The sequence below is a fragment of the Xanthomonas arboricola genome (assembly GCF_002940665.1).
GTDB lineage: Bacteria > Pseudomonadota > Gammaproteobacteria > Xanthomonadales > Xanthomonadaceae > Xanthomonas > Xanthomonas arboricola_B.
This window is the reverse complement of sequence record NZ_MIGY01000001.1, coordinates 336,750-358,729: the sequence shown is the minus strand read 5'-3', so window position 1 is coordinate 358,729 and position 21,980 is coordinate 336,750. Positions and strand designations below refer to the sequence as shown.

The 21,980-nt window shown below is 64.9% G+C and carries 19 protein-coding genes and 1 riboswitch; of the genes, 7 read left to right on the top strand and 12 right to left on the bottom strand.

Features of this window, described 5'->3' with window-relative positions; genetic code table 11:
- Positions 1-96 precede the first annotated feature (96 nt).
- The 3 genes from XarjCFBP7645_RS01715 to XarjCFBP7645_RS01705 all read right to left on the bottom strand — a co-directional run bounded on the left by XarjCFBP7645_RS01715 (position 97) and on the right by XarjCFBP7645_RS01705 (position 5,067).
- Complete coding sequence (locus XarjCFBP7645_RS01715; protein ID WP_104536006.1) at positions 97-2,946, bottom strand: TonB-dependent receptor domain-containing protein; 2,850 nt, start codon at positions 2,944-2,946, stop codon at positions 97-99.
- A gap of 241 nt (positions 2,947-3,187) precedes the next feature.
- Complete coding sequence (locus XarjCFBP7645_RS01710; RefSeq protein WP_181126207.1) at positions 3,188-4,024, bottom strand: hypothetical protein; 837 nt, start codon at positions 4,022-4,024, stop codon at positions 3,188-3,190.
- A 152-nt stretch (positions 4,025-4,176) separates the two neighbouring features.
- On the bottom strand, positions 4,177-5,067 hold the full coding sequence (locus XarjCFBP7645_RS01705; protein ID WP_104536004.1) for an Hsp33 family molecular chaperone HslO: 891 nt from the start codon (positions 5,065-5,067) through the stop codon (positions 4,177-4,179).
- Positions 5,068-5,141: 74 nt separating this feature from the next.
- On the opposite strand from XarjCFBP7645_RS01705, the gene mtgA reads away from it, so the two are divergent.
- The 3 genes from mtgA to XarjCFBP7645_RS01690 are packed head-to-tail and all read left to right on the top strand — an operon-like array spanning position 5,142 to position 7,319.
- Complete coding sequence (gene mtgA / locus XarjCFBP7645_RS01700; RefSeq protein ID WP_104536003.1) at positions 5,142-5,882, top strand: monofunctional biosynthetic peptidoglycan transglycosylase; 741 nt, start codon at positions 5,142-5,144, stop codon at positions 5,880-5,882.
- A gap of 2 nt (positions 5,883-5,884) precedes the next feature.
- Positions 5,885-6,931 carry a glycosyltransferase family 2 protein gene (locus tag XarjCFBP7645_RS01695; RefSeq protein ID WP_104536002.1) on the top strand — a complete coding sequence of 349 codons (1,047 nt, stop codon included), beginning with the start codon at positions 5,885-5,887 and terminating at the stop codon, positions 6,929-6,931.
- Entirely contained in the window at positions 6,891-7,319 is a 429-nt protein-coding gene (locus tag XarjCFBP7645_RS01690) for a CBS domain-containing protein (protein WP_104536001.1), read from the top strand. The genes XarjCFBP7645_RS01695 and XarjCFBP7645_RS01690 overlap by 41 nt, the downstream gene beginning before the upstream one ends.
- 438 nt (positions 7,320-7,757) lie before the next feature.
- Here XarjCFBP7645_RS01690 and XarjCFBP7645_RS01685 read toward each other — a convergent pair whose 3' ends face one another.
- The 4 genes from XarjCFBP7645_RS01685 to XarjCFBP7645_RS01670 form a co-directional block, all read right to left on the bottom strand.
- A complete protein-coding gene (locus XarjCFBP7645_RS01685) occupies positions 7,758-9,722 on the bottom strand; it encodes an AsmA family protein (protein WP_429001449.1) in 1,965 nt (654 codons plus the stop codon).
- Positions 9,723-9,771: 49 nt separating this feature from the next.
- Entirely contained in the window at positions 9,772-10,416 is a 645-nt protein-coding gene (gene trhA / locus XarjCFBP7645_RS01680) for a PAQR family membrane homeostasis protein TrhA (RefSeq protein WP_104536707.1), read from the bottom strand.
- 75 nt (positions 10,417-10,491) lie between these two features.
- Complete coding sequence (locus XarjCFBP7645_RS01675; protein ID WP_104536000.1) at positions 10,492-12,096, bottom strand: peptide chain release factor 3; 1,605 nt, start codon at positions 12,094-12,096, stop codon at positions 10,492-10,494.
- Positions 12,097-12,231: 135 nt separating this feature from the next.
- Complete coding sequence (locus tag XarjCFBP7645_RS01670; protein WP_080995375.1) at positions 12,232-13,152, bottom strand: M23 family metallopeptidase; 921 nt, start codon at positions 13,150-13,152, stop codon at positions 12,232-12,234.
- A 128-nt stretch (positions 13,153-13,280) separates the two neighbouring features.
- Positions 13,281-13,400: riboswitch (SAM riboswitch) on the top strand.
- Between the two features lie 71 nt (positions 13,401-13,471).
- Between XarjCFBP7645_RS01670 and metX the strand changes: the two genes are divergently transcribed.
- From metX to XarjCFBP7645_RS01655, 3 genes are read left to right on the top strand one after another with little or no spacing between them, the layout of a single operon-like run.
- The gene (gene metX, locus XarjCFBP7645_RS01665; protein ID WP_053054152.1) at positions 13,472-14,503 is read left to right on the top strand and encodes a homoserine O-succinyltransferase MetX; all 1,032 of its coding nucleotides are present in this window, start codon (positions 13,472-13,474) and stop codon (positions 14,501-14,503) included.
- Positions 14,500-15,717: an O-succinylhomoserine (thiol)-lyase gene (locus XarjCFBP7645_RS01660; protein WP_104535999.1), complete on the top strand. Its 1,218-nt coding sequence runs from the start codon at positions 14,500-14,502 to the stop codon at positions 15,715-15,717. Before metX ends, XarjCFBP7645_RS01660 begins: the two co-directional genes overlap by 4 nt.
- Positions 15,714-16,802, top strand: coding sequence for a homoserine dehydrogenase (locus tag XarjCFBP7645_RS01655; protein ID WP_181126103.1), 1,089 nt, complete (start codon positions 15,714-15,716; stop codon positions 16,800-16,802). The genes XarjCFBP7645_RS01660 and XarjCFBP7645_RS01655 overlap by 4 nt, the downstream gene beginning before the upstream one ends.
- 32 nt (positions 16,803-16,834) lie before the next feature.
- On the opposite strand, the gene XarjCFBP7645_RS01650 is transcribed toward XarjCFBP7645_RS01655, so the two are convergent.
- Positions 16,835-17,830: an alpha/beta fold hydrolase gene (locus XarjCFBP7645_RS01650; protein ID WP_104535997.1), complete on the bottom strand. Its 996-nt coding sequence runs from the start codon at positions 17,828-17,830 to the stop codon at positions 16,835-16,837.
- 434 nt (positions 17,831-18,264) lie between these two features.
- Positions 18,265-19,647, bottom strand: coding sequence for an L-serine ammonia-lyase (locus XarjCFBP7645_RS01645; protein ID WP_104535996.1), 1,383 nt, complete (start codon positions 19,645-19,647; stop codon positions 18,265-18,267).
- A gap of 85 nt (positions 19,648-19,732) precedes the next feature.
- On the opposite strand from XarjCFBP7645_RS01645, the gene XarjCFBP7645_RS01640 reads away from it, so the two are divergent.
- Positions 19,733-19,966, top strand: coding sequence for a glutaredoxin family protein (locus XarjCFBP7645_RS01640; RefSeq protein WP_104535995.1), 234 nt, complete (start codon positions 19,733-19,735; stop codon positions 19,964-19,966).
- Positions 19,967-20,078: 112 nt separating this feature from the next.
- Here the strand turns inward: XarjCFBP7645_RS01640 and XarjCFBP7645_RS01635 are convergent, their stop codons facing one another.
- From XarjCFBP7645_RS01635 to XarjCFBP7645_RS01625, 3 genes are read right to left on the bottom strand one after another with little or no spacing between them, the layout of a single operon-like run.
- The gene (locus XarjCFBP7645_RS01635) at positions 20,079-20,648 is read right to left on the bottom strand and encodes a YceI family protein (RefSeq protein ID WP_104535994.1); all 570 of its coding nucleotides are present in this window, start codon (positions 20,646-20,648) and stop codon (positions 20,079-20,081) included.
- Between the two features lie 11 nt (positions 20,649-20,659).
- A complete protein-coding gene (locus XarjCFBP7645_RS01630; protein WP_104535993.1) occupies positions 20,660-21,223 on the bottom strand; it encodes a cytochrome b in 564 nt (187 codons plus the stop codon).
- Between the two features lie 2 nt (positions 21,224-21,225).
- The gene (locus tag XarjCFBP7645_RS01625) at positions 21,226-21,888 is read right to left on the bottom strand and encodes a YceI family protein (protein WP_104535992.1); all 663 of its coding nucleotides are present in this window, start codon (positions 21,886-21,888) and stop codon (positions 21,226-21,228) included.
- Between the last annotated feature and the right edge of the window lie 92 nt (positions 21,889-21,980).

Sequence of the window (21,980 nt, the reverse complement as noted above, 5' to 3'; positions counted from 1 at the left end):
GCCCGGCATGGATTGATTCCTGATCGTCAGGTAAAGAAAAACCGCGACTCCTTCGAGTCGCGGTTTTTTGGTTACGTATTACATGAGCAGCCGATATCAGAACTTCTGGGTGTAACGCATGTAGTAGAAGCGACCCGGAATTTCGTACTGCGAGTCAAAGCTGTTCGCAAAGGCAGTCGCTGCCTGCGGCGGATCACGGTCAAACGCATTGTTCACGCCAACGGTAACCCGTGCGTTCCACGGCGCCTTCCAGTACGCCGCCAGATCGGTGTAGGTCACGCTGGGAACGTGGTTGCGCGGCGCTGCACCAGCAGCAGTCACACGATCCGGATCCGAGCACAGCAGTGCCACGTTTGCCGGAGTCGCCACATTGGCGCCCGTGCAGTTTTCGACCTGCGAGCTGTAGTAGCGCATGGATGCCGAGCCACCGACGTCGCCCAATTCCCAATTGAGCATCAGGTTGGAGCGGATGCGCCAGTTGTTGTCACGGGCCGAGCCGCCACGGTACAAGCCAACGCGGGTTTCCGGGTCCTGCAGCGGCTTCTCGACCACGAACTTGCTCATGTAGGTCGAGTCCCACACCACGCTGAAGCTGCCCCATGCGGTGTCCGGCAGGCGATAGCCCACGGTCAGGTCGTAACCTTCAGCCTCGATTTTCGCAATGTTGTTCGGCACTGCCAGCAGATTCGAAACTTCGCCAGTAGGTTCGCGCTGAATCAGCGAGCAAGCATTGGCGATACCTGCCAAATAGCAGCTGTCTAGAGTCTCCTGCACGGTCTGCGTGTCGATTGCATCTTCGATCTCGATGTTCCACCAGTCCAGCGAGATATCCAGGCCAGTGACCCAGCTCGGGCTGAACACAAAGCCCAAAGTCTTGGACGTCGACGTTTCCGGCTGCAGGTTCGGGTTGCCGCCAGTGGCGGTACGCACCTGCGGGTTGGCCTGAGCGTAGGCCGGCACTGCGCCGCACGAACCCGGACGCGTTCCGTTGACAGAGCCATCGCTGAAGGAGCCTGCGCACGGATCACGCACGTCTTCGAAGGTATCGCTTACGCCCTGGAACAGCTCGTTGATCGACGGTGCGCGAAAACCCTGCGACCAGTTACCACGGATCATCAAGTCGGTGATCGGCTTCCAGCGGAAACCAAACTTGCTGTTGGTGGTGTCGCCGAAGTTGCTGTAGTCCGAATACCGCGTGGCCAGGCTGAAGTCCAGCAACTGTGCGCCCGGCAGGTCAGCCAGCAGCGGCACGGCGAGTTCGAGGTAGGCTTCGTCCAGCTTGTAGCCGCCGTTTGTCGCAGTACGTGCGTTGCCAGTGGTGTCACCGGAGTTGATCAGCGCGTCCGGATCGTCAAAGCCCGACTCTTCGCGGTGTTCAGCACCAAAGGGGAATGCAAATGCACCTCCCTGCAGGTCAAACAGCTCGCCGCCGATGTTGCCGAAATAGGTCTTCTGCTCGTACCCATAGAGGTCATGTGCATTGAAGCCAGCGTAACCGAGCATTTCCGGGGTCAACGAGCCCGGGCCGCTCAACATATTCATCGGCACGCAGCCGTCGATCGTGCTGGCTGCGGTACCGCAGCGTGCCACGCCGCCAGCATCGACGAACGACGGGCCAAGCGCGTTGCGCAGTGCGGAAATATTGAACAGGCCGGTGGTGCGATCTGTCTGGTCATTCTTGCCGTAGAACATACCGGCTTCCCAGTTGAAGAAGCGCTGGCCGACTTCGAAATCACCCTCGAATGCACCGCTGAACCCGAACGTCTTGACGTTCTGGGTGAAGATGCGACCGCCGGTCTCTTCGGCACGGTACTGGATGTAGTCGATATCGCGGCCGGTATTGTTGTAGATGTTATTTGCCGAAATAACGATATCTGCGCCGTTGGTGCCGGGCGCGGAGCGACCAAGAACGACCGGCATCGGTGCCAGGATCTGGCTCGACTCGCGCTCGTTGTAGGTCACCGTGGTCTTGAAGCGCACATTGTCCGTGATCGACAGGCCAGCGTCGGCGAATACCGACTTGCGCTCCTGCGGGGTCACCAGATAGTTGGCCGGCGCAAAGTTGTAGCTGTCGGCTGCAGTGTAGTTGCGCGAGGTCGTACCGCCGTCGTTGGTGATGGAGAACCCAGGCGTTCCATTGAAGCGCGTTGCGCCAAAGGTGGGTGTGCCGGTGGCGCTGGTGCCGGTCGGTCCGAAGATGCCGAAGCGACCGCCAGGAATCGTTGTGCTGTTGCCGGTACCGGCGACGGCGCCGAACACCGGGACCGACGAGATTTCGCGATCGCCTGCCCAGACTGGCTCTTCCTTGACATAGCCGACGCCCAACGTGGCGTGCCAACGATCGCCAGTGGAGCCGATCGTGAAGTCGTAAGACTCACGGCTGCCGTCGCCCTTGTCGTACTGGCCGAAATACGCATTCGCTTCGGCGCCATCGAAGTTCTGACGCAAAATGATGTTGACCACGCCGGAGATGGCGTCGGAGCCGTAGATCGTGGAGGCGCCATCCTTCAGGACTTCGATGCGCTCGACGGCAGCAGTCGGAATCGTGTTGAGGTCGACTGCGCCGCCCAGGCCGGTGCCGCCGACCCAACGACGACCATTGACCAGCACCAGAGTGCGGTTGGAGCCGAGGTTGCGCAGGTTGACGCGGGTTTCGCCGTTGCCGCCGTTGTTGACATTGCTATTGAGCGCCGAACCGCCGGAGCTGATGTTCTGGATCACGTCGCCAATCGAGGTCAGGCCCTGCGATTCGATCTGCTGACGGCTCATGCTGAAAACCGGCTGCGACGTTTCAACGTCCGCGCGCTTGATGCGCGAACCGGTCACTTCGATCTTGTCGAGGTTGGTGGTGCCGGCTTCCTGAGCGATGGCGGTACCGGTACCGCCGACGCCCACGACAAGCGCGAGGACGACTGCATCGCGCAGCTTGTTGGACTTGCAATTCATTAGCTCTCTCTCCAAGTGATCTTGGGTACTGCCAAGGGTTGTTTGCCTGTCGGGGGGTCCGAAAAGAGCGGATCCAAAACGTCAGGGTGAACCGATGGTATATGCGTTATGCGAGAAATTAAAGTCCCGTTAACAAAAAAGAAGAAAGCCGTGAAAGGCGGCCACAGGCATAGGCCCCAAACGCGAAACGCCACCGGCTACGAACCGATGGCGTCAGATAAAATCATTTAAAACCAATGATTTAGAGGTCTTGCTCGTATCGGACGTACGGGATCGTACCGTCGCTGTTGCTCTCGTTGCTCGGCGCAAACGGGTTCTTGCCACGGGAAATGACGTTCTCTGCCCCGACCGTCAACTGGCCGCTCCAGGGGGTGCGCCAGGTCAGACCCAGGCCCAGGCCTTCCCACTTTTCCGGTTGACCTGGGACGTCGACGACGCGGCCGATGACGTTGGCGCTGAAGGCGCCGTAGCCGCCGCCGACGCTCAAGGTCTTGCTGTCCCACTGGTCGGCGATCGCCGGCGAGACGTCGGCCAGCGGCACCAAGCGCGCGCGCGCATAGGTACCGCCGATCGAGACGAAGCCTTCGCGACCGATGTTCTTCTGCCCGAACACGGTCAGGTCGTTCTGTTCGACGCGGGTCAGCGGCGCCTTGCCGGCGCCGATTAACCAGGCCGGCAGGGCGTCGCGGCCGGTGCCAGCGGTGACGCCGGCGCGGGCGCCAGCGCGGTTGAAGCCCAGGGTCGCCGAGACACGGCGCGATGCAGTGGCGCTGTCCTCTTCGTCATCGCCGATGCCTGCGAGCAGACAGTGGCTGGCGAGCCCGTTGATGTTGGTCCCGCGGCTGCTGTTGCAGATCAGCCCCAGCGAATCGCCAGAGGTCAGGCCGAAGGCTGCATCCAGCGAGTTGCGGCCGAAGTGCCAGCGTGCGCCAGCCTTCTGCTCGCCGGTGGGTTCCAGGTAGAGAAAGGCTTCCACCTTGCCGCTGCCCTTGTTCCAAACCGGCAGGATGGTGCTCTCACGCGACTGCTGGGATGCCGACTGCGCGTGCAAGCCCGTCGTTGCCGCGAGAGCAACCAGCAAAGCGAGCGGGAGGCGAAGAAGGTGGCGCATACCAGAGTTCAGACCCAGGGGCAGTTGTTAAGTTCCCGAGAGCGGGCAACGAGAATGCTAGGGCGTTTATGATTATTTAACAAGTAGCCGCGTTCCCCGGAATGCGGCGCGGACGCTATCTATTGCAACCTTTCCGGCGCGTCCAGCGACAGCGGCGCCTCGTTGAAAAGTACGTCCAGCGCGGTCAACGGAAAGTGATACTCACGCCCGCAGAACTCGCAGCGAACCTCAACCTCGCCGGTCGCCTCGGCAGCGGCGCGCGCCTCGTCTTCGCCCAGGGAGTGCAGCATCGAGGCGACCCGCTCGCGCGAGCAGGAACAACCGAAGCTGAGCGGCTTGCTGCCCAGCAATTGGGTGTCTTCCTCGTGGAACAACCGGTGCAGCAGGTCCTCGCTGGCGACCGAGAGCAATTCCGGGGCGCCCAGGGTGTCGAACAGCGCGCCGATGCGGGTCCAGCCATCGTTGTCGCCTTCGTCGCCGGGCAGCTTTTGCAACAGCAGGCCGGCGGCCTGGTCCGGACCCGCGGCCAGCAGCAGCCGGGTTGGCAACTGCTCGGACTGCTGGAAATAGGTTTCGAAGGCTTCGGCCAGATCCGGCGCCTGCATGCCGACCAGGCTCTGGTAGCGCTGCGGTTCGCGTGGGTCCAGGCCGGGGTTTTCGATGGTGATCGCCAGCAGCGCGGCCTCGCCCAGTTCGCGCAGGTCGGTGGGGGCATCGGCGCCGTCGGCCAGCTGCACGATGCCGCGCAAGGTGCCGGCCGCGGTGCATTCGGCAAACAGGGTGCGTAGCGTCTGATTGCCGCGCAGTTGCACCGACAAACGCCCATCGACCTTGGTGTGTCCGGTGAACAAGGCGGCGGCCACGGCGGCCTCGCCAAGCAACTGGCGGGCGGCGGGCGGGTAGTCGGCGGCGCCCTGGATGTCGTGCCAGGCCTGGGTCAGGCAGACATGGACGCCGCGCACGCCGGCAGCAGGCAGCAGGAAACGGGAAAGCTGATCGTGATCGGTCATGGGTACATCGAACGTAAGGGACGCCGGTTGCCGGATAATGCAACAAGCATCGGGATGAAAGGTCGTAGCGAACAATGGGGACGGATGCATTGGATGGCAAGCAGGTGGCGCCACCGCGGCGCGCGCGGCGCTGGCTACGTTGGCTGTTGGCAGCACCGCTGCTGTTTGCCGCTGCGAGTGTGCTGCAGGTGCTGGTGCTGCGGGTGATCGATCCGCCGATCAGCAGCATGATGGTCGGGCGCTATCTGGAAGCCTGGGGCGAGCGCGATTGGCATTTTTCGCTGCACCAGCAATGGCGCGACTACGACAGGATCGCCGCCAGCCTGCCGATTTCGGTGGTGGCTGCGGAGGATCAGCAGTTTCCGGTGCATCACGGCTTCGACCTGCAGGCGATCGAAAAGGCGCGCGATCACAATGCGCGCGGTGGGCGCGTGCGCGGGGCCAGCACGATCAGTCAGCAGGTCGCCAAGAACGTGTTCCTGTGGCAAGGCCGCAGTTGGGTGCGCAAGGGCCTGGAGGCCTGGTACACGGTGTTGATCGAGCTGCTGTGGCCGAAGCAGCGCATTCTGGAGATGTATCTCAACGTGGCCGAGTTCGGCGACGGGGTGTACGGCGCGCAGGCCGCCGCCCGGCAGTTCTGGAGCAAGGACGCGGCCGGGTTGTCGCCGACCGAGGCGGCGCGTCTGGCGGCGGTGCTGCCCTCGCCACGCCGTTATGACGCCCGTCGCCCCGGCGCCTTTGTGCAACGGCGGACGGCATGGATCCAGCGGCAGGCGCGCCAGCTAGGCGGCCCTGCGTATCTGCAGGCGCCGTGAGCATGCGCACGTCCGGCCCCGCGCAGCTGCCGGTGGTCGCAGACCGCCTGACGGTGGTGATTGCAGCCTATAACGAGGAGACCAGCATTCCGCTGCTGCATCCGCGCCTGTGCGCAGTGCTGGCGGGCCTGAGTGGAGTGCAGACGCATGTGCTGTATGTCGACGATGGCAGCAGCGATGGCACCTGGAGCGTGTTGCAGGCACTTGCCGATGCCGATGCGCAGGTGAGTGCGGTGCGGCTGTCGCGTAACTTCGGCAAGGAAGTGGCCATTTCTGCCGGCCTGGACCATGTGCTGTCCGGTGCGGTGGTGCTGCTCGATGCCGATGGACAGGACCCGCCGGAGTTGATCCCCGAGTTCGTCGCGCTGTGGCGTGCCGGTTACGACAACGTCTTCGGCACGCGGATTTTTCGCGAGGGCGAGAGCTGGTTGAAGCGCAGTGCGGCGCATGCGTTCTATCGGGTCATCCGGCAGTTGTCGCGTACGCCGATTCCGGCCGATACCGGGGATTTCAGGCTGTTGTCGCCGCGGGTGGTGGAAGCCTTGCAGCAGCTGCGCGAGCGCCACCGTTTCATGAAGGGGCTGTTCGGCTGGGTCGGGTTTCGTCAGGTAGCGCTGCCGTACCGGCGTGCGCCGCGTTTGTCGGGGCGCAGCAAATTCACGGTGTGGCGGCTGTGGAACTTCGCGCTGGATGGCATCACCAGTTTTTCCACCGTGCCGCTGCGCGTGGCGACCTATCTGGGCTTGCTCACCGCGCTGGTGGCATTCCTGTTCGGTGGCTGGGTGGTAGTCAAGGCGGCGCTGATGGGCGACCCGGTGGCCGGCTGGCCGACCATGATGTCGGTGATCCTGTTCCTGGGCGGCATCCAGCTGATCGCCCTGGGCCTGATTGGCGAGTACCTGGGCCGCTTGTATGACGAAGCCAAGCAGCGTCCGCTGTACCTGGTCGATACCCACCGTGGCGCGGTGGGAGTAGTCTGCGACCACCAGACCAAGCGCGGAGCGGGCCATGCAGACCGTACGACAGCTGTTGGGGACCAAACAGGTTGAGGTATTCGCGGTCGCGGCAGATGCCGCAGTGATCGAGGCGATCCGCCTGATGGCCGAGAAAGGCATCGGCGCGGTGTTGGTGATGGACGGGCCACGCCTGGTCGGCATCGTGTCCGAGCGCGATTACGCGCGCAAGGTGGTGCTGCGCGATCGCGCCTCATCGACCACCAGCGTTGCCGAAATCATGAGTGCCCAGGTAGTGACCGTGTCGCCGTCGGACACGCTGGAGCGTTGCATGCAGTTGATGACCGACGGACGCTTCCGGCATCTGCCGGTGGTCGACAGCGGCCGCGTGCAGGGCGTGGTGTCCATCGGCGATCTGGTCAAGGCGGTGATCGAGAACCAGCAGCGCGATATCGATCAGCTGCAGCGGTACATCGCCAGCTAGAGCAGCGCTGGCCAATTTCCGTGTATCTTGTTTTGAACCGCGCTCCTGGTCGGAATAACTTGAGGAGTCTGGCGGGCAGATAGATCATTTTTGAAGCGTTTGATCTGCGGCCTGGTCGCACGGCCCTTGCCCGCCCACCATCGCGGGACATGCCGCAAGTACATCCTTGTAGGCTCTTACGCGGCATCCATGCCGCGTAAGGTCCCACGACGGTGGACGGCCAAGGACCAGTCGAAAGGGTCGGTTTGCATGGTGCAAGCAGTGCATGCCGTGCGGTCTTCGGAGGACTGCAGTCTGATCAGCAGCTTTCGATCCGGGCCATCACTGCAGGTCTCGGGATCACTGCACCAGTCAGAGAAAGTGCATGCGGTTACCGCCTTGCCATTATCGCTACAGCGTTCGACAGGTTTGCCGGCCGCCCAAAGTGATGTGGTGCACTTACTTCGCGAACTTGCCGCCGCAGTCGCTGTCCTTGCCGGGACCCGGTTCGAAGGTTGCGAGCAAGGCGGCAGGTGGGGCGATCATGCCCAGGCCAACCGCAAGCGCGCCGCGCAGGCCCAATGCCTTGAAGTCGGGACGGAAGGTCGGGTCCTTGAAGCTGCCGCCAATCCGCAACGGCGAGCGCAGGCTCAGGATGCTGCGGTCTTTCGGACGTGGGCGCAGCAGCAGGTCCAGCGTTTCGTCCTTCAGGCTGATGCTGCCTTCGCCAATGATGATGGTGTCGGTGCTGTCGAAGGCCAACGCGCGCGATTGCATCAGCCCGTCCTGCACACCGAAGTCGCCGAAGATGCAGCGCACCGGAATCTGACGGTCCTTGGTGAACAGATATTTCAGCGACTCGGCGATGTCCAGCCCGGCCAGCTCCATGATCAGATTGCCCACATGACCGCGACCCATGCCGACGCCGATCGTGCCGTCGGCGGTGCCGAGCATCGCGCCGATCGAGTTGCCGCGGCCACGCAGGTCGAATTCGCCACCAATGGCGCCCGAGGCCTGCTTTGCGAGCGCGGTATCGGGGAAGAGCTGATCCAGCCGAATGCCGCGAAGGCCTGCCTTGAGCTGCGTGGTGATCACCTCCTTGCGCGCGTCCATGCGGATGGTGGAGCGAATATCGCCACCGGCAACGCCGAAGTTCAGCGGGTCCAGCCGCAGCAGGCCGTCCTTCAATGTCAGCGAGGCGTCCATGTCATCCAGCGGCCACGATGGCGCATTGATGCGTTGCGCACGCCAGCGTACCTGCGCATCCATCGCGCGCAGCTTCGACAAGTCGTAAGGGGTGTGTGGCAGTACGCGCGCACTGGCTGCGAGCTGCGCCGCCTGTTTTTTCTGTTCGGCGTTTGCCGACTCGTTCGCGCCGGTTTTCGGTGGCGCGCCGACGAATCCTGCCAGATCGTCGAAATCCAGGCGTTTGGACGCCAGATCGGCACGCAGGAACGGACGCTTGTTGCGCAGGTCCACTTCTGCAGTGCCAGACAGATCGCTGTCGCCGGCGGTACCGGTGAACTTCTCGTAGCGCCAGAGCTGGCCGTTGCGGCGCAGGTGACCATCGAGCTTGTAGGGCGGTGTCGACGGCATGGCCACACCGGTCAGCGGGTACAGGTCCTGCATATCCTGGCCACTGAGCGCCATTTGCAGCTCGAACACCTGAAACTGGAACGGGTTGGTCAAGGTGCCGCGTACGTGGGTGCGCGTGGCGCCGGCGCTGCCGTGAAGATCGATGCGGAACGGGTGCTCGCTCTGACTCAGCTCCAGCGGCGAGGCGGTGTTGCCCTTGAGCATGAAGGGATAGCCCTTCCACCGGCCCTTGCCGTCGATGCCGATCGGCGCTGCACGCTGGTCGCTGCTCGGTGGCGCGAGGCTGTTGATCGCCACATCCACGTCCGAGCGATTGGCTGCATCGATGTATTGCAGGCGCCCGTCGTTCACCAGCAGGCGGCCGAGGCGGGGCATCGTGCCATCGCCATCGTCCTGGTCGAATACCCAGTTTCCCGGATGGGTATCGTCGCCGGCTTCCAGCAGGACGGTCGGGTGATCCAGGCGGATTTCCGGCAGACGCACCTTGCCGCGCAGCAGCGGCCACAACTCGACATCGATCTCCGCCGAGTTGAGCTCGGCCATCGGCCCGCGCTTGGACCATGCTGCATTCGCCAGGCTCAGCCGATTGCCGCGCACGGTGGTCGTGCGGCCCAGCTTCACATCCAGATAACCGAGATGGAATTCGCGGCCGGTCTTGGCGCTGACCACGCGCTCGACCGGGCCGCGTAGCCAGTTCCACTGGAATAGCAGCACGAAGATCACCACGATGGCGGCGACGATGGCAAGCCCGACCAGCCAGCGTCGGCGACGTGGCGTGGGGGAAGGTGGTGCAGCTGGGGTGTCGGTCACGATGTTCACGCCGGCCATGGTTGGCGATGGCTCGTGCACGGCGCGCGAACGCGCTGCAGATCGCGCTTCACATCACTTGCGCAATCACCGCAACGAAGTGGCAAGCGCTACCGGCCAGCACGAACAAATGCCAGATCGCGTGGAAATAGCGCTGGGTGTCGCGCTGGTAGAAGTACGTGCCCAGCGTATAGAAGAGTCCGCCGGCCAACAGCCAGCACAGAGACCAGGTATCGACCGAGCGCAGCAACGGCTGGATCGCTACGACGATCAGCCAGCCCATCGCCAGATACAGCACTGTCGACAGCAGCCGGAAACGACCGGTGAAGAACAACTTGAAGACCACGCCGGCAGCGGCGATCGTCCAGATGGCGGCAAACAGGCCCCAGCCCCAGGAGTCGCGCAGATTGACCAGCGTAAACGGGGTATAGGTACCGGCGATCAACAGATAGATCGCGCAGTGATCGAGTACCTGCAGGCGCGCCTTGGCGCCGGGATGCGGGATGGCATGAAACAGCGTGGAGGCGACGTACAGCAAGACCAGGGTGGCGCTGAAGACGATGGAGGTGGCCAGTTGCCAGCCGTCGCCATAGACGGCGGCCAGCGTGATCAGCACCGAGCCACCGGCCAATGCAGCGATGGCACCCAGGCCATGGGTGACGGCGCTGGCTATCTCGTCGCGCAGGTCGGTCGAGGGAGAGGCGTCTGCGTTCATGCCAAAAAGGTACCGCAATTGCGAGCAATTCGCATTGCCGGCGGGTGCGGTTGCATGCATCGGTTCAAGCCGCGGTCAATCGATCGCCTTGGCATGCGCGTGTTCGCGCGTTGCCGAGAAGCGCACGTCCGGCGCGCGTTCCTGCGCCAGCTGCAGATTCACGCGTGTCGGAGCGAGATAGACCAGCTGGCCGGCCGCGTCGATGCCCAGATTGCCGGCGTTCTTCTCGCGGAACTCCTCCAGCTTCTTGGCGTTGTCGCAATGCACCCAGCGTGCGGTGGTGACGCTGACCGGCTCGAAGATCGCGTCCACGCCGTATTCGTCCTTGAGCCGGTAAGCCACCACGTCGAACTGCAGCACGCCCACCGCACCCAAAATGAGATCGTTGCTCATCAACGGGCGGAAGAACTGCGTGGCGCCTTCTTCGGAGAGCTGTGCCAGGCCCTTTTGCAGCTGCTTGAGCTTGAGCGGGTCGCGCAGGCGCGCACGACGGAACAACTCCGGCGCGAAATTGGGAATGCCGGTGAACGACAGCGATTCGCCTTCGGTGAAGGTGTCGCCGATGGAGATGGTGCCGTGGTTGTGGATACCGATCACGTCGCCCGGCCAGGCTTCGGCGGCGATCTCGCGGTCGGAGGCCATGAAGGTCAGCGCGTTGGCCAGCTTGACGTCCTTGCCGCTGCGCACGTGCAGTGCCTTCATGCCGGCAGTGAACTTGCCCGAGCACACGCGCATGAAGGCCACGCGGTCACGATGCTGCGGGTCCATGTTGGCCTGGATCTTGAAGACGAAGCCGCTGAGCTTGGCTTCGGTCGCCTCGACCCGGCGGCCGGTGGTGTCGCGTGCCTGCGGCGGCGGTGCTTGCTCGATGAAGAAATCCAGCAGCGGTTGCACGCCGAAGTTGTTGACGCCAGAGCCAAAGAACACCGGGGTCTGCTGGCCGGCGCGGTAGGCCTGCAGGTCGAACGGATTGCTGGCGCCTTGCACTAGTTCCAGCTCGTCGCGCAGCTCGGCCAGCATCTGCGCGCCGATCTTTTCGGCCAGTCCAGGCGCATCCAGCGACGGGAAGATGGTCGAATCCTGACGGGTGAAGTTACGCCCCTGTTCGTACAGATGCACCTCGCCGGTGATCAGGTGCACCACGCCCTTCAGGCGCTGGCCCATGCCGATGGGCCAGGTCACCGGCGCGCACTGGATGCCCAGCACGGTTTCGACTTCATCCAGCAGATCGATCGGGTTCTTGCCCTCGCGATCGAGCTTGTTGATGAAGGTCATGATGGGGGTGTCGCGCAGGCGGCAGACTTCCATCAGCTTGATGGTGCGTTCTTCCACGCCCTTGGCGACGTCGATGACCATCAGCGCCGAGTCCACCGCGGTCAGCACCCGATAGGTGTCCTCGCCGAAGTCGGCGTGGCCGGGGGTGTCGAGCAGATTGACGATCTTGCCCTCGTACGGGAACTGCATCACCGAGGAGGTGACCGAGATGCCGCGTTCCTTTTCCAGCGCCATCCAGTCCGAGGTGGCGTGACGGGCGGCCTTGCGGCCCTTCACCGAGCCGGCCATCTGGATCGCACCGCCGAACAGCAGCAGCTTTTCGGTCAGCGTGGTCTTGCCCGCATCGGGGTGGGAAATGATGGCGAAGGTGCGGCGGCGCGCGGCTTCGTTGGAGACGTCGGACATGGGTTGAGCGCGCCCGGTCGGGCGCCCGCGGAAACTGAGGAAGCCGGCGATTATAGCGGCTTCGCCGCGGCGGGCCTTTGTGGCGCTGGCCGGGTGGCCCGATGTCGGCAGCTGGGTGCTTCCGGGCGCCGTCACTTACGGTGCCGGCGAGGGGAACTGCAACTCGCCCTGCGGGCCCAGCATCCGGAACGGCAACGAGATCAGGCGCATGTCCGCATTGCGCTGGAGCGAAAAATGCAGGTGCGGGGCGGTGCTGAAGCCGGTGCTGCCCGAAGCACCCAGGCGCTCGCCGATGCGCATCACCTGGCCGGGGCGTACCGCCACGCCATCGGGCGCCAGGTGGGCATAAATGGCCATGCTCCCGTCGGCGTGCAGCACCCGCACCAGGTTGCCGCCGCCGGCCGCCTGGTCGTGCGGGCCGCCTTCGATGACGTCGCGCCGTACCTCCATCACCACGCCCTCGCGCGCCGCCAGCACCGGGGTGCCTTGCGGCAGCGCGAAGTCCACCGCGTACCAGTTGGGCGCATCGGTATGGCTGAAGGCCCCGCCAAAACCCTGGTCCACTTGTATCGGCGCATCGCGAAACGGGAGCTGGTAGCGCACTTGCTGCTGCGGGCGGGCCTGCGGATCGCCGGGCACCACGTCGAGCTTGAGTCCAAGCCCGCCCAGGCTGCGCTGGTTGCTGGCCGGATACAGCCGGGCGAGCAGGCGGCGCTGGTGCGCAGCCAGTTGCACCGTCAGCGGCAACTGCGGCACGGCGCGGTAATCCTCGCTGGGCGGTGCGCTCAGCTGCACCTGTGCGGGTCCGGCTAGCGGGTTGTTCACCCATGCCAGATAGGCCGGGGCCTGCCACTCCAGCTGCAGCGCCGGGCCGGTGCCGGGCGATGCGGGCGCCGTCTGCGCAACTGCGCCTGCTGGCGAGCGCGCAGGCGTGTCTGCGGCACCTGGCCAATGCCAGCGTTGCTGCGCGTTGGCGGGTGCGATGCACGCCAGGAACGCAATGAAAAAATGCCAGGCGAGGGCGGGCAGGGCGCCGCGAGACACGTGGTGGGGCACGCGATCGGCTCGAACGGAGGGACATCAAGTATGCGGTCCATCGCAGGCAGGGGTGGTATCGGATGAAAATATATCTTTCCATCCGCATGAAGAGATTGACATCGCAGAAAAGCGGTGGCATCTTAGCCTCACCATCGAGACCGGCGGAGGGACAGGCCCTTTGATGCCGGGGCAGCCAGCGGAGCGCGCAAGCGCCCGCGTTTGGTGCCAAATCCTGCGGGGACGTCGTGTCCGCCGAAAGATGGTTCGAATCGTGCCTTGCGCACGTCGAACGCGAGCTCCCGCGAAGCTCGATGGCCGATCCACCCCGGATATCGCCATGAGCCTCGTGAATACAGCATCGCCATCACCGACCGAATACGCCGATACGCCCGCCGCCACCGACGACGGCTTGATCGCCGTGCGCGGTGAGCTTGTCATTGCCCTGCCGATGCGCCATGCCGGCATGCGCGAGCTGCGGCTGCGCTATGAACTGATCGGCGCCGCCAATGCGCCGGTGGTGTTCGTGGCCGGCGGGATTTCCGCACATCGCCATCTGGCCGCCAGCGACCTGTTCCCCGAGAAGGGCTGGGTGGATGGTCTGGTCGGTGCCGGCCGCGCGCTGGATCCGGCATCGCGTCGTCTGTTGGCATTCGATTTCCTCGGCGCCGACGGCACGCTGGATGCGCCGATCGATACCGCCGACCAGGCCGATGCGATTGCCGCATTGCTGGATGCGCTGGGGATCGCGCGTCTGCACGGCTTTGTCGGCTACTCGTACGGTGCGCTGGTCGGCTTGCAGTTCGCGACCCGCCATGCCACCCGCGTCGGCACCTTGATTGCGGTCAGCGGCGCGCATCGCGCGCATCCGTATGCCGCCGCCTGGCGTGCACTGCAGCGCCGCGCGGTGGCGCTGGGTCAGCTGCAATGCGCCGAAAACCATGGGCTGGCGCTGGCACGACAGTTCGCCATGCTCAGCTACCGCACCCCGGAAGAATTCAGCGAGCGCTTCGACGCGCCGCCGGAAGTGATCAATGGCCGCGTGCGCGTGGCCGCCGAAGACTATCTGGATGCCGCGGGCGCGCAGTATGTCGCGCGCACCCCGGTGACCGCCTACTTGCGGCTGTCCGAATCCATCGACCTGCACCGCATCGACCCGGCGCAGGTACGCGTGCCCACCGTCGTCGTTGCGGTGGAGGGCGACCGCCTGGTGCCGCTGGCCGACCTGGTCAGCCTGGTCGAAGGCCTGGGGCCGCGCGGCAGTCTGCGCGTGCTGCGCTCGCCCTATGGCCACGACGCCTTCCTGAAAGAAATCGATCGCATCGACGCGATCCTCGCCACTGCCCTTCGCATCACCGGAGAAACCGCATGAGCTTTCGTGACCCTGCCGACGCCCCCTGTACTGCCGCCACCGCCGCCGTCCGCGCCGGCATCGATCGCGACACTGCCTATGGCGCGGTGACGCCGCCGATCGTGCTGTCGTCGAACTTCTCCTTCGATGGTTTCGGCAACAAGCGCCAGTACGACTACACCCGCAGCGGCAACCCGACCCGCGATCTGCTTGGTGAAGCGCTGGCCGAGCTGGAAGGCGGCGCCGGCGGGGTGATCACCTCCACCGGCATGGGCGCGATCAACCTGGTGCTCAATGCGCTGCTGCAGCCGGGCGACACCCTGGTGGTGCCACACGATGCCTACGGCGGCAGCTGGCGCCTGTTCAACGCGCTGGCCAAGAAAGGCCACTTCGCGTTGATCACCGCCGACCTCACCGACCCGCGTTCGCTGGCCGATGCGTTGGCACAGTCGCCCAAGCTGGTGCTGATCGAAACCCCGTCCAACCCGTTGCTGCGCATCACCGATCTGCGCTTCGTCATCGAGGCGGCGAAGAAGGTCGGCGCGTTGACCGTGGTGGACAACACCTTCCTGTCGCCGGCGCTGCAGAAGCCGCTGGAGTTCGGTGCGGATCTGGTGCTGCATTCCACCACCAAGTACATCAACGGCCACAGCGATGTGGTGGGCGGTGCGGTGGTCGCGCGCGATGCCGAACTGCATCAACAGCTGGTGTGGTGGGCCAACGCACTGGGCCTGACCGGTTCGCCGTTCGATGCCTTCCTCACCTTGCGTGGTCTGCGCACGCTGGATGCGCGCCTGCGCGTGCATCAGGAAAACGCCGATGCGATCGCCGAATTGCTGGACGGGCATGCGGTGGTCAATCAAGTGTATTTCCCGGGCCTGGCCGCGCATCCGGGTCATGCGCTGGCGGCGCGCCAGCAGAAGGGTTTCGGCGCGATGATGAGTTTCGAGCTCGATGGTGGCGAAGCCGCAGTGCGCGCCTTTGTCGATGGTCTGCGTTACTTCACCCTGGCCGAGTCGCTGGGTGGTGTGGAAAGCCTGATCGCGCATCCGGCCTCGATGACGCATGCGGCGATGACTGCCGAAGCACGCGCTGCCGCCGGCATTTCCGATGGCTTGCTGCGGCTGTCGATCGGTATCGAATCGGCAGAGGATCTGTTGATCGATCTGCGCGCCGGTCTGGCGCGTGCGGAGGCGACACTGACCAGCGCAAGCCGCAAACAGGTCGACGCGTGAGCACTGTGCTGCCTGTTTCGCGCCGCGCTTCGGCGGCAGCGGTGGCGCCGACACCGCGGCTGGCCTTGCTGGGCACCGGAACGGTGGGGCGCGCGTTCGTGGCGCGCTACACCGCGCTGCAGGAGCGCCAGCTGCAGTTGCCGCGCTTCGACTGGTTGGCCAATTCGCGCATTGCCCACGATTGCGGCACCAGCGCCGCCCAGGCCCTGCAACAGGCGAATGCTGCGCCGCGCGGCCAGACCGTGCTGCAACCCTGGGCGGAGACCACCGCCTTGCGTGCCGGGGATGTGCTGGTGGATGCGACCGCCAGCGATGTCGTCGCCGATTGGCATGTGGAATGGCTACTGCGCGGCGTGCATGTGGTGACTGCCAACAAGCTGGGCCAGGGCACCGCGTTGTCGCGGGCGCAGGCCTTGCACGCGGCGCGTCACGCCAGCGGTGCGCATTACGGCGATAGCGCCACCGTCGGGGCGGGGCTGCCGGTACTGAGCAGCGTGCGCGCGCTGGTGGCAGGCGGCGACCATATCCATTCGATCGAAGGCGTGTTGTCCGGATCGCTGGCATGGCTGTTTCATCGCTACGACGGCAATGGCGCGTTTTCAGATTGCGTGCGTGAGGCGATGGCGGCCGGCTATACCGAGCCGGATCCGCGTATCGATCTGTCGGGCGAGGACGTGCGGCGCAAACTGCTGATCCTGGCGCGTACGGCTGGGTGGCAACTGGAAGCCGAACAGGTGCATGTGGAATCGCTGGTGCCCGCGAGCATTGCGCGGGTGCCGCTCGATACCCTGGATGCGCAGCTGGGCGCGCTGGATGCGGTGGTCGGCGCGCGCTGGCAGCAGGCACGTGCCGCAGGGCGTTGCCTGCGCTTTGTCGGCCGCGTGGATGCGCATGGTGCCAGCGTCGGCTTGCGCGAGTTGGCGCTGGATCACCCGCTGGCCGGCGGCGCCGGCACCGATAACCGTGTCGCCATCAGCAGCGATCGCTATCGCCAGCAGCCATTGCTGATACAGGGACCGGGCGCGGGTGCCGAGGTGACGGCGGCGGCGTTGCTGGATGACGTGTTGCGGATTGTGGCTGGGTAGCGGGTTGGGGAAGTGGAGAGGACCGGCTCTGCTTACTGCGCAAGCGCCTTCAACAACGCGGCATTGAAACGTGTCGGGTCCTGCACCTGCGGCGAATGTCCGAGATCGGCGAACTCGACGAGCTTGGCGTTCGGAATCGCTTCGGCCGCACGCTTGCCCAGCGTGGTGTAATCGCCGACACGTGCCTTGACCTCGGGCGGTGCGGTGTCCTTGCCGATCGCGGTGCGGTCCTTGAGGCCGATGAACAATGTGGTCGGCACGTTGAGTTTGTGCAGTTCGTAGACCACTGGCTGGTTGAACACCATGTCGTAGGTCAGCGCCTGGTTCCAGGCAACTGCCTGCCTACCTCTGCCCAGCGACATGCCGGCCTGCATGCGCGCCCAGCGTTCGAACTCGGGCTTCCATTGGCCGGCGTAGTAGACCTCCATCTGATACTTCTTGATGCGCTCAAAATTGATCTTCAGTTCATTGTCGTACCAGGCGTCGACGCTACGCCAAGGGATGCCTTCGGCCTTCCAGTCTTCCAGGCCGATCGGGTCCACCAAGGCCAGGTGCTCGGTGGCCTGCGGATACATCAGCGCGTAACGGATGGCGAGCATGCCCCCCATCGAATGGCCGACCACCACCGCACGTTCGATGCCCAATTTTTTCAGCAGTGCCTGCGTATTGTCGGCCAGCTGCGCGAAGGAAAACTGATAGGCGGCCGGCTTGCTGGACTTGCAGAAGCCCACCTGGTCAGGCGCGATGACGCGATAGCCGGCGGTGCTCAACGCGGCGATGGTCTGCTCCCAGGTGGCAGCGCAGAAGTTCTTGCCATGCAGCAGCACGGCAGTGTGCCCGTTGGGTTTGCCGGTGGGCGCGACATCCAGGTAAGCCATTTCCAGCGGCTGCCGTTGCGAGGTGAACGCAAAGGTCTTGACCGGATACGGGTAGTCGAAGCCTTCCAGGCGCGGGCCGTAGCTGGTTTCCTGCGCCAGCAGGGGGCCGCAGGCCAGGGCCAGGGCGAGAGTGCAGGCAAGCTGTCGCATCGCGATCTCCGTCGGAATCCAGCGTCAGACGGTACATGGCGGCATGTGGTGGGGACGTACAGCGCTGTCATGCGACTGCATCGGCGGGCGCGGCCGTTGGACGTATCGCCCTGTTTGGCGATCTGCGGGCAGTGACTGCAATCACACCATGGCAGGGCATCTTGCATGGCTGCGCCGCGCGCCGGCTTCCGGCGAGCGATAACGATCGCGATGGCCCCATCCGCACTTCGGAGCCCTTGCTCCGCAGGCGGCAGAAGGGTGTCTGCGGGGGCACGTGTTGCAGGGCAGGACGTTCGCGGCCTGCTCGATCTGTGCCGCTTTCTGCGCCTGCCAGAGGGGAGGGGTGGGGCGTCTTCTTCCGCGTGCGCGACGGGTGCGCAGCGCGCTGCCGCGCTCGGTGGCGATACAGGGCGCGGCCCGGGGCCGCGCCCGGCTCAGCATTCGATGACGTTGACCGCCAGGCCACCGCGGCTGGTTTCCTTGTACTTGTCCTGCATGTCGCGGCCGGTGTCGCGCATGGTCTTGATGACCTTGTCCAGCGACACCTTGTGCTTGCCGTCGCCGCGCATGGCCATGCGGCTGGCATTGATCGCCTTCACCGCGCCCATTGCATTGCGTTCGATGCAGGGGATCTGCACCAGGCCGCCGATCGGGTCGCAGGTCAGGCCCAGGTTGTGTTCCATGCCGATTTCCGCGGCATTTTCGATCTGCCCGGGATTGCCGCCCAGCGCGGCGACCAGACCGCCGGCGGCCATCGAACAGGCCACGCCCACTTCGCCCTGGCAGCCGACCTCGGCGCCGGAAATGGAGGCATTTTCCTTGTAGAGAATGCCGATGGCCGCAGCGGTGAGCAGGAAGTCGAAGATGCGCTGCTCGGATGCGCCGGGGCAGAAGCGGTCGAAGTAATGCAGCACCGCCGGGATGATGCCGGCCGCGCCGTTGGTGGGCGCGGTGACCACGCGGCCACCGGCCGCGTTTTCCTCGTTGACGGCCAGTGCGTAGAGATTGACCCAGTCCAGTGTGGTCAGCGGATCGCGCATCGCCGCTTCCGGTTTGGACGACAGTTCGCGATACAACGCCGGCGCGCGCCGCGAGACGTTCAGCCCCCCTGGCAGCGTGCCTTCCTGGCGGATACCGCGCTCCACGCAGGACTGCATTGCCGCCCACAGCTCGCGCAGGCCGGCGCGGATGGCGTCCTCGCTGCGCCAGCTCTTTTCGTTTTCGAACATCAGCGCGGCGATGCTCAGGCCGCTGCGCGCGCATTGCGCGAGCAGTTCGTCGCCGCTGAGGAAGGGATAGGGCAGTGGCGTTTCGTCGGCCACGATGCGGTCGTCGGCGGCATCGTCCTGATTGACCACGAAACCGCCGCCGACCGAGTAGTAATCGCGCGTGGCGATCACCGCTTCATCGGCATCGTAAGCGGTGAAGCGCATGCCATTGGTGTGGTAGGGCAGCTTCTGCCGCTTGTTCATCGGCAGGTCGCGCTTTTCGTCGAAGGCGATGACGTGCTGGCCCATCAGGCTGATGCGCTTGCTGGCGCGGATGCGCTCCAGCGTGGCCGGGATGATGTCCGGGTCGATCAGGTTGGGGCGGTGGCCTTCCAGGCCGAGCAGCACGGCCTTGTCGGTGCCATGGCCACGGCCGGTCAGGGCCAGCGAGCCGAAGACTTCGGCGCGGATGCGCACCACATCCTGCAGGCGGCCGGCGTCGAGCAGCCAGCGATGCACGAAGCGCTCGGCCGCGCGCATCGGCCCCACGGTGTGGGAGGAACTCGGACCGATGCCGATCTTGAACAGGTCGAACGTGCTGACAGCCATGCTTGCCGGAGAGGTGAGCGTAAAGGCGGCTATTCTAGTCGGTCGGCGCTTGCGGCACGGCTGCAGCGCAGCATGAGAGTTCTGGATGGCCTTGATCCTGTACCAGCGCGACGATTGCCACCTGTGCGACCAGGCCGTGGAAGTACTGGCGCAGGCACGCGCAGGCGAGTTCAGTAGCGTCTTCATCGACGGCGATGCGGCGCTTGAGTCCGTTTATGGTGAGCGCGTGCCGGTGGTGTGCGATGCGGATGGGCGTGAGTTGGGTTGGCCGTTCGATCGCCGGCGTCTGCGCGAGTGGCTGGATGCCGGCGTGCGCTGATGCAACAGGCGACAACTGTGCGGCGGCGATGCGTTTGGCACAGGCGTAAAGGACGGCGGCCCGACGAGGTAGGCCGCCGTTCAATGGCCGCGTCCGGTTGCGGCCGGTGGCGTTACTTCGCCTTGAATACCACCTTGGTGCTGATCGCGGTCTCGTTGGGAATGGTCTTGGTATCGGCCCAGTCGCCGCCGCCGACGCCGAAGTCCAGGCGCTTGACCAGCGCCTTGCCGGCCAGCACCGGCTGCGCGCCGGGTGTCCAGGTGAAGGTCAGCGTGACCGGCTTGCTGACGCCGCGCAATTCCAGCGTGCCGTCGGCCGCGTACTGATTGCCGCCGAGTGCGCGGACCTTGTCGGCGCGGTAGCGCGCGGTGGCGAACTTGGCCACGTTGAAGAAGTCCGGCCCTTGCAGGGTCGAATCACGATCGTTGTTTCCGCTGATGGCACTGGCCAGGGGAATGCGCACATCGAGCTTGGCGCCGGCAAGATTGGCCGGGTCGAAACTCAGTGTGGTGTCGAAACCGGGAAACTTGCCGGTAAACACTTCGCCGTCGTACTTGCTGGCAAATACCAGCGACGAGCCGGGCGCCTGCACGTAATCGGCAGCGAGAAGCGGGGCGGCAGCGAATGTGGCCACCAGGGCGGCGGCGACCAGCAGGGGAGAGGCGAGCAATCTGGACGACATGGGGAAATCCTTCAGGGTTTGGAAGAGAGCCAACCGCGCGGCAACATCCGCACCAAGGTGGCGTCACGCTGGAACAGGTGGTGGTAGAGCGCAGCGCCGGCATGCGCCAGCACCACGGCTATCAACAACCAGAAGCCCCACTCGTGGACGAAGTGCGCAACCGCACGCAATTGTTCGTCCGGCGGGCTGAGCTTGGGCACGGCAAACAGGCCAAACCAGCGGAACGGGCGCAGGCCGCTGGTGGAGTCGTACAACCAGCCCGACAGCGGCATCGCCAAGATCATCGCGTACAGCAGCCAGTGGGTCAGCCCGGCGATGCGTTCCTGCCAGCGCGGGGTGCCGGACACCGGCGGCGGCGCGCCCGCATACAGGCGCCAGCCCAGCCGTACGATCACCAGTGCCAACACGCTCAGGCCCACCGATTTGTGCGCGGTGTAGACCCAGAAATATTTCGGCGTCTTGGGCAATTCGCCCATGGTCAGGCCGACGATGCCCAGCACCAGGATCAGCAGTGCGATCAGCCAGTGCAGGGTCTGGCTGACACCGCCCCAGCGTTCGACGTTCTTCAGGGTCATGCTCAGGATTCCGGGTTGGGGGCAGCGACGGGGGCGGCGGGTGCGTTTTGAGGTTGCGGTTGCGGCGTGTCGTCGTCGGCGCGGCCTTCGCGCACGGCTTCGGCTTCGATACGCAGTTCCACCGTATCGCCGATCATCGATTTCCACGCGTCGACGCCGAACTCCGCACGGCTCAGCGTGGCCGTGGCGGAAAACCCGGCAGTGCGGCGGAACGGCGGCAGTGGATGGCGCTTGAGCGCATTGAGGGTGACGTCCAGGGTGACCGGGCGGGTGACCCCGTGCAGGGTCAGATTGCCGGTGACCTTGGCGTGGTTCTCGCCGCTGGCTTCCACCTGCGTGGAGACGAAATGCGCGTCGGGAAACCGCTCGGCGTTCAGTAGGTTGCGTGCCAGGGTGGCCTGGTTCCACTTGGCATCGCCCAGGTCGGCGCGGTGCAGCGGCACGGTGACGTCCAGCCTAGCCGAGGCCCAGTCGTCCGGGTCGAACACCAGCGTGCCGCTGGTTCCGGAAACGGTGCCCAACGCCTTGGAAAAGCCGGCATGTTCGACTGCGAACAGGACCCGCGTGTGCACCGGATCCAGCGCGTACCGCGCCGGCGCAGCGGTTGCGGCGAGGCTGGTCACGACCAGGGCGGGAAGCAGCAACAGGCGGGCGAGGGTTGTCATGGGCGGATTCTAGACATATCCCGCTGCACCGCGCTTGGCTTGCGCTCGCAACGATCCGTTGCGAGCATGCGGGCTGGACGTGGAAAGGATGC

Bases quoted from the DNA above. Each gene is read 5' to 3' on its own strand.
- XarjCFBP7645_RS01715 (WP_104536006.1), bottom strand. From the start codon at position 2,946: ATGAATTGCAAGTCCAACAAGCTGCGCGATGCAGTCGTCCTCGCGCTT.
- XarjCFBP7645_RS01705 (WP_104536004.1), bottom strand. From the start codon at position 5,067: ATGACCGATCACGATCAGCTTTCCCGTTTCCTGCTGCCTGCTGCCGGC.
- mtgA (WP_104536003.1), top strand. From the start codon at position 5,142: ATGGGGACGGATGCATTGGATGGCAAGCAGGTGGCGCCACCGCGGCGC.
- XarjCFBP7645_RS01695 (WP_104536002.1), top strand. From the start codon at position 5,885: ATGCGCACGTCCGGCCCCGCGCAGCTGCCGGTGGTCGCAGACCGCCTG.
- XarjCFBP7645_RS01690 (WP_104536001.1), top strand. From the start codon at position 6,891: ATGCAGACCGTACGACAGCTGTTGGGGACCAAACAGGTTGAGGTATTC.
- XarjCFBP7645_RS01685 (WP_429001449.1), bottom strand. From the start codon at position 9,722: ATGGCCGGCGTGAACATCGTGACCGACACCCCAGCTGCACCACCTTCC.
- trhA (WP_104536707.1), bottom strand. From the start codon at position 10,416: ATGAACGCAGACGCCTCTCCCTCGACCGACCTGCGCGACGAGATAGCC.
- XarjCFBP7645_RS01675 (WP_104536000.1), bottom strand. From the start codon at position 12,096: ATGTCCGACGTCTCCAACGAAGCCGCGCGCCGCCGCACCTTCGCCATC.
- metX (WP_053054152.1), top strand. From the start codon at position 13,472: ATGAGCCTCGTGAATACAGCATCGCCATCACCGACCGAATACGCCGAT.
- XarjCFBP7645_RS01660 (WP_104535999.1), top strand. From the start codon at position 14,500: ATGAGCTTTCGTGACCCTGCCGACGCCCCCTGTACTGCCGCCACCGCC.
- XarjCFBP7645_RS01650 (WP_104535997.1), bottom strand. From the start codon at position 17,830: ATGCGACAGCTTGCCTGCACTCTCGCCCTGGCCCTGGCCTGCGGCCCC.
- XarjCFBP7645_RS01645 (WP_104535996.1), bottom strand. From the start codon at position 19,647: ATGGCTGTCAGCACGTTCGACCTGTTCAAGATCGGCATCGGTCCGAGT.
- XarjCFBP7645_RS01640 (WP_104535995.1), top strand. From the start codon at position 19,733: ATGGCCTTGATCCTGTACCAGCGCGACGATTGCCACCTGTGCGACCAG.
- XarjCFBP7645_RS01635 (WP_104535994.1), bottom strand. From the start codon at position 20,648: ATGTCGTCCAGATTGCTCGCCTCTCCCCTGCTGGTCGCCGCCGCCCTG.
- XarjCFBP7645_RS01630 (WP_104535993.1), bottom strand. From the start codon at position 21,223: ATGACCCTGAAGAACGTCGAACGCTGGGGCGGTGTCAGCCAGACCCTG.
- XarjCFBP7645_RS01625 (WP_104535992.1), bottom strand. From the start codon at position 21,888: ATGACAACCCTCGCCCGCCTGTTGCTGCTTCCCGCCCTGGTCGTGACC.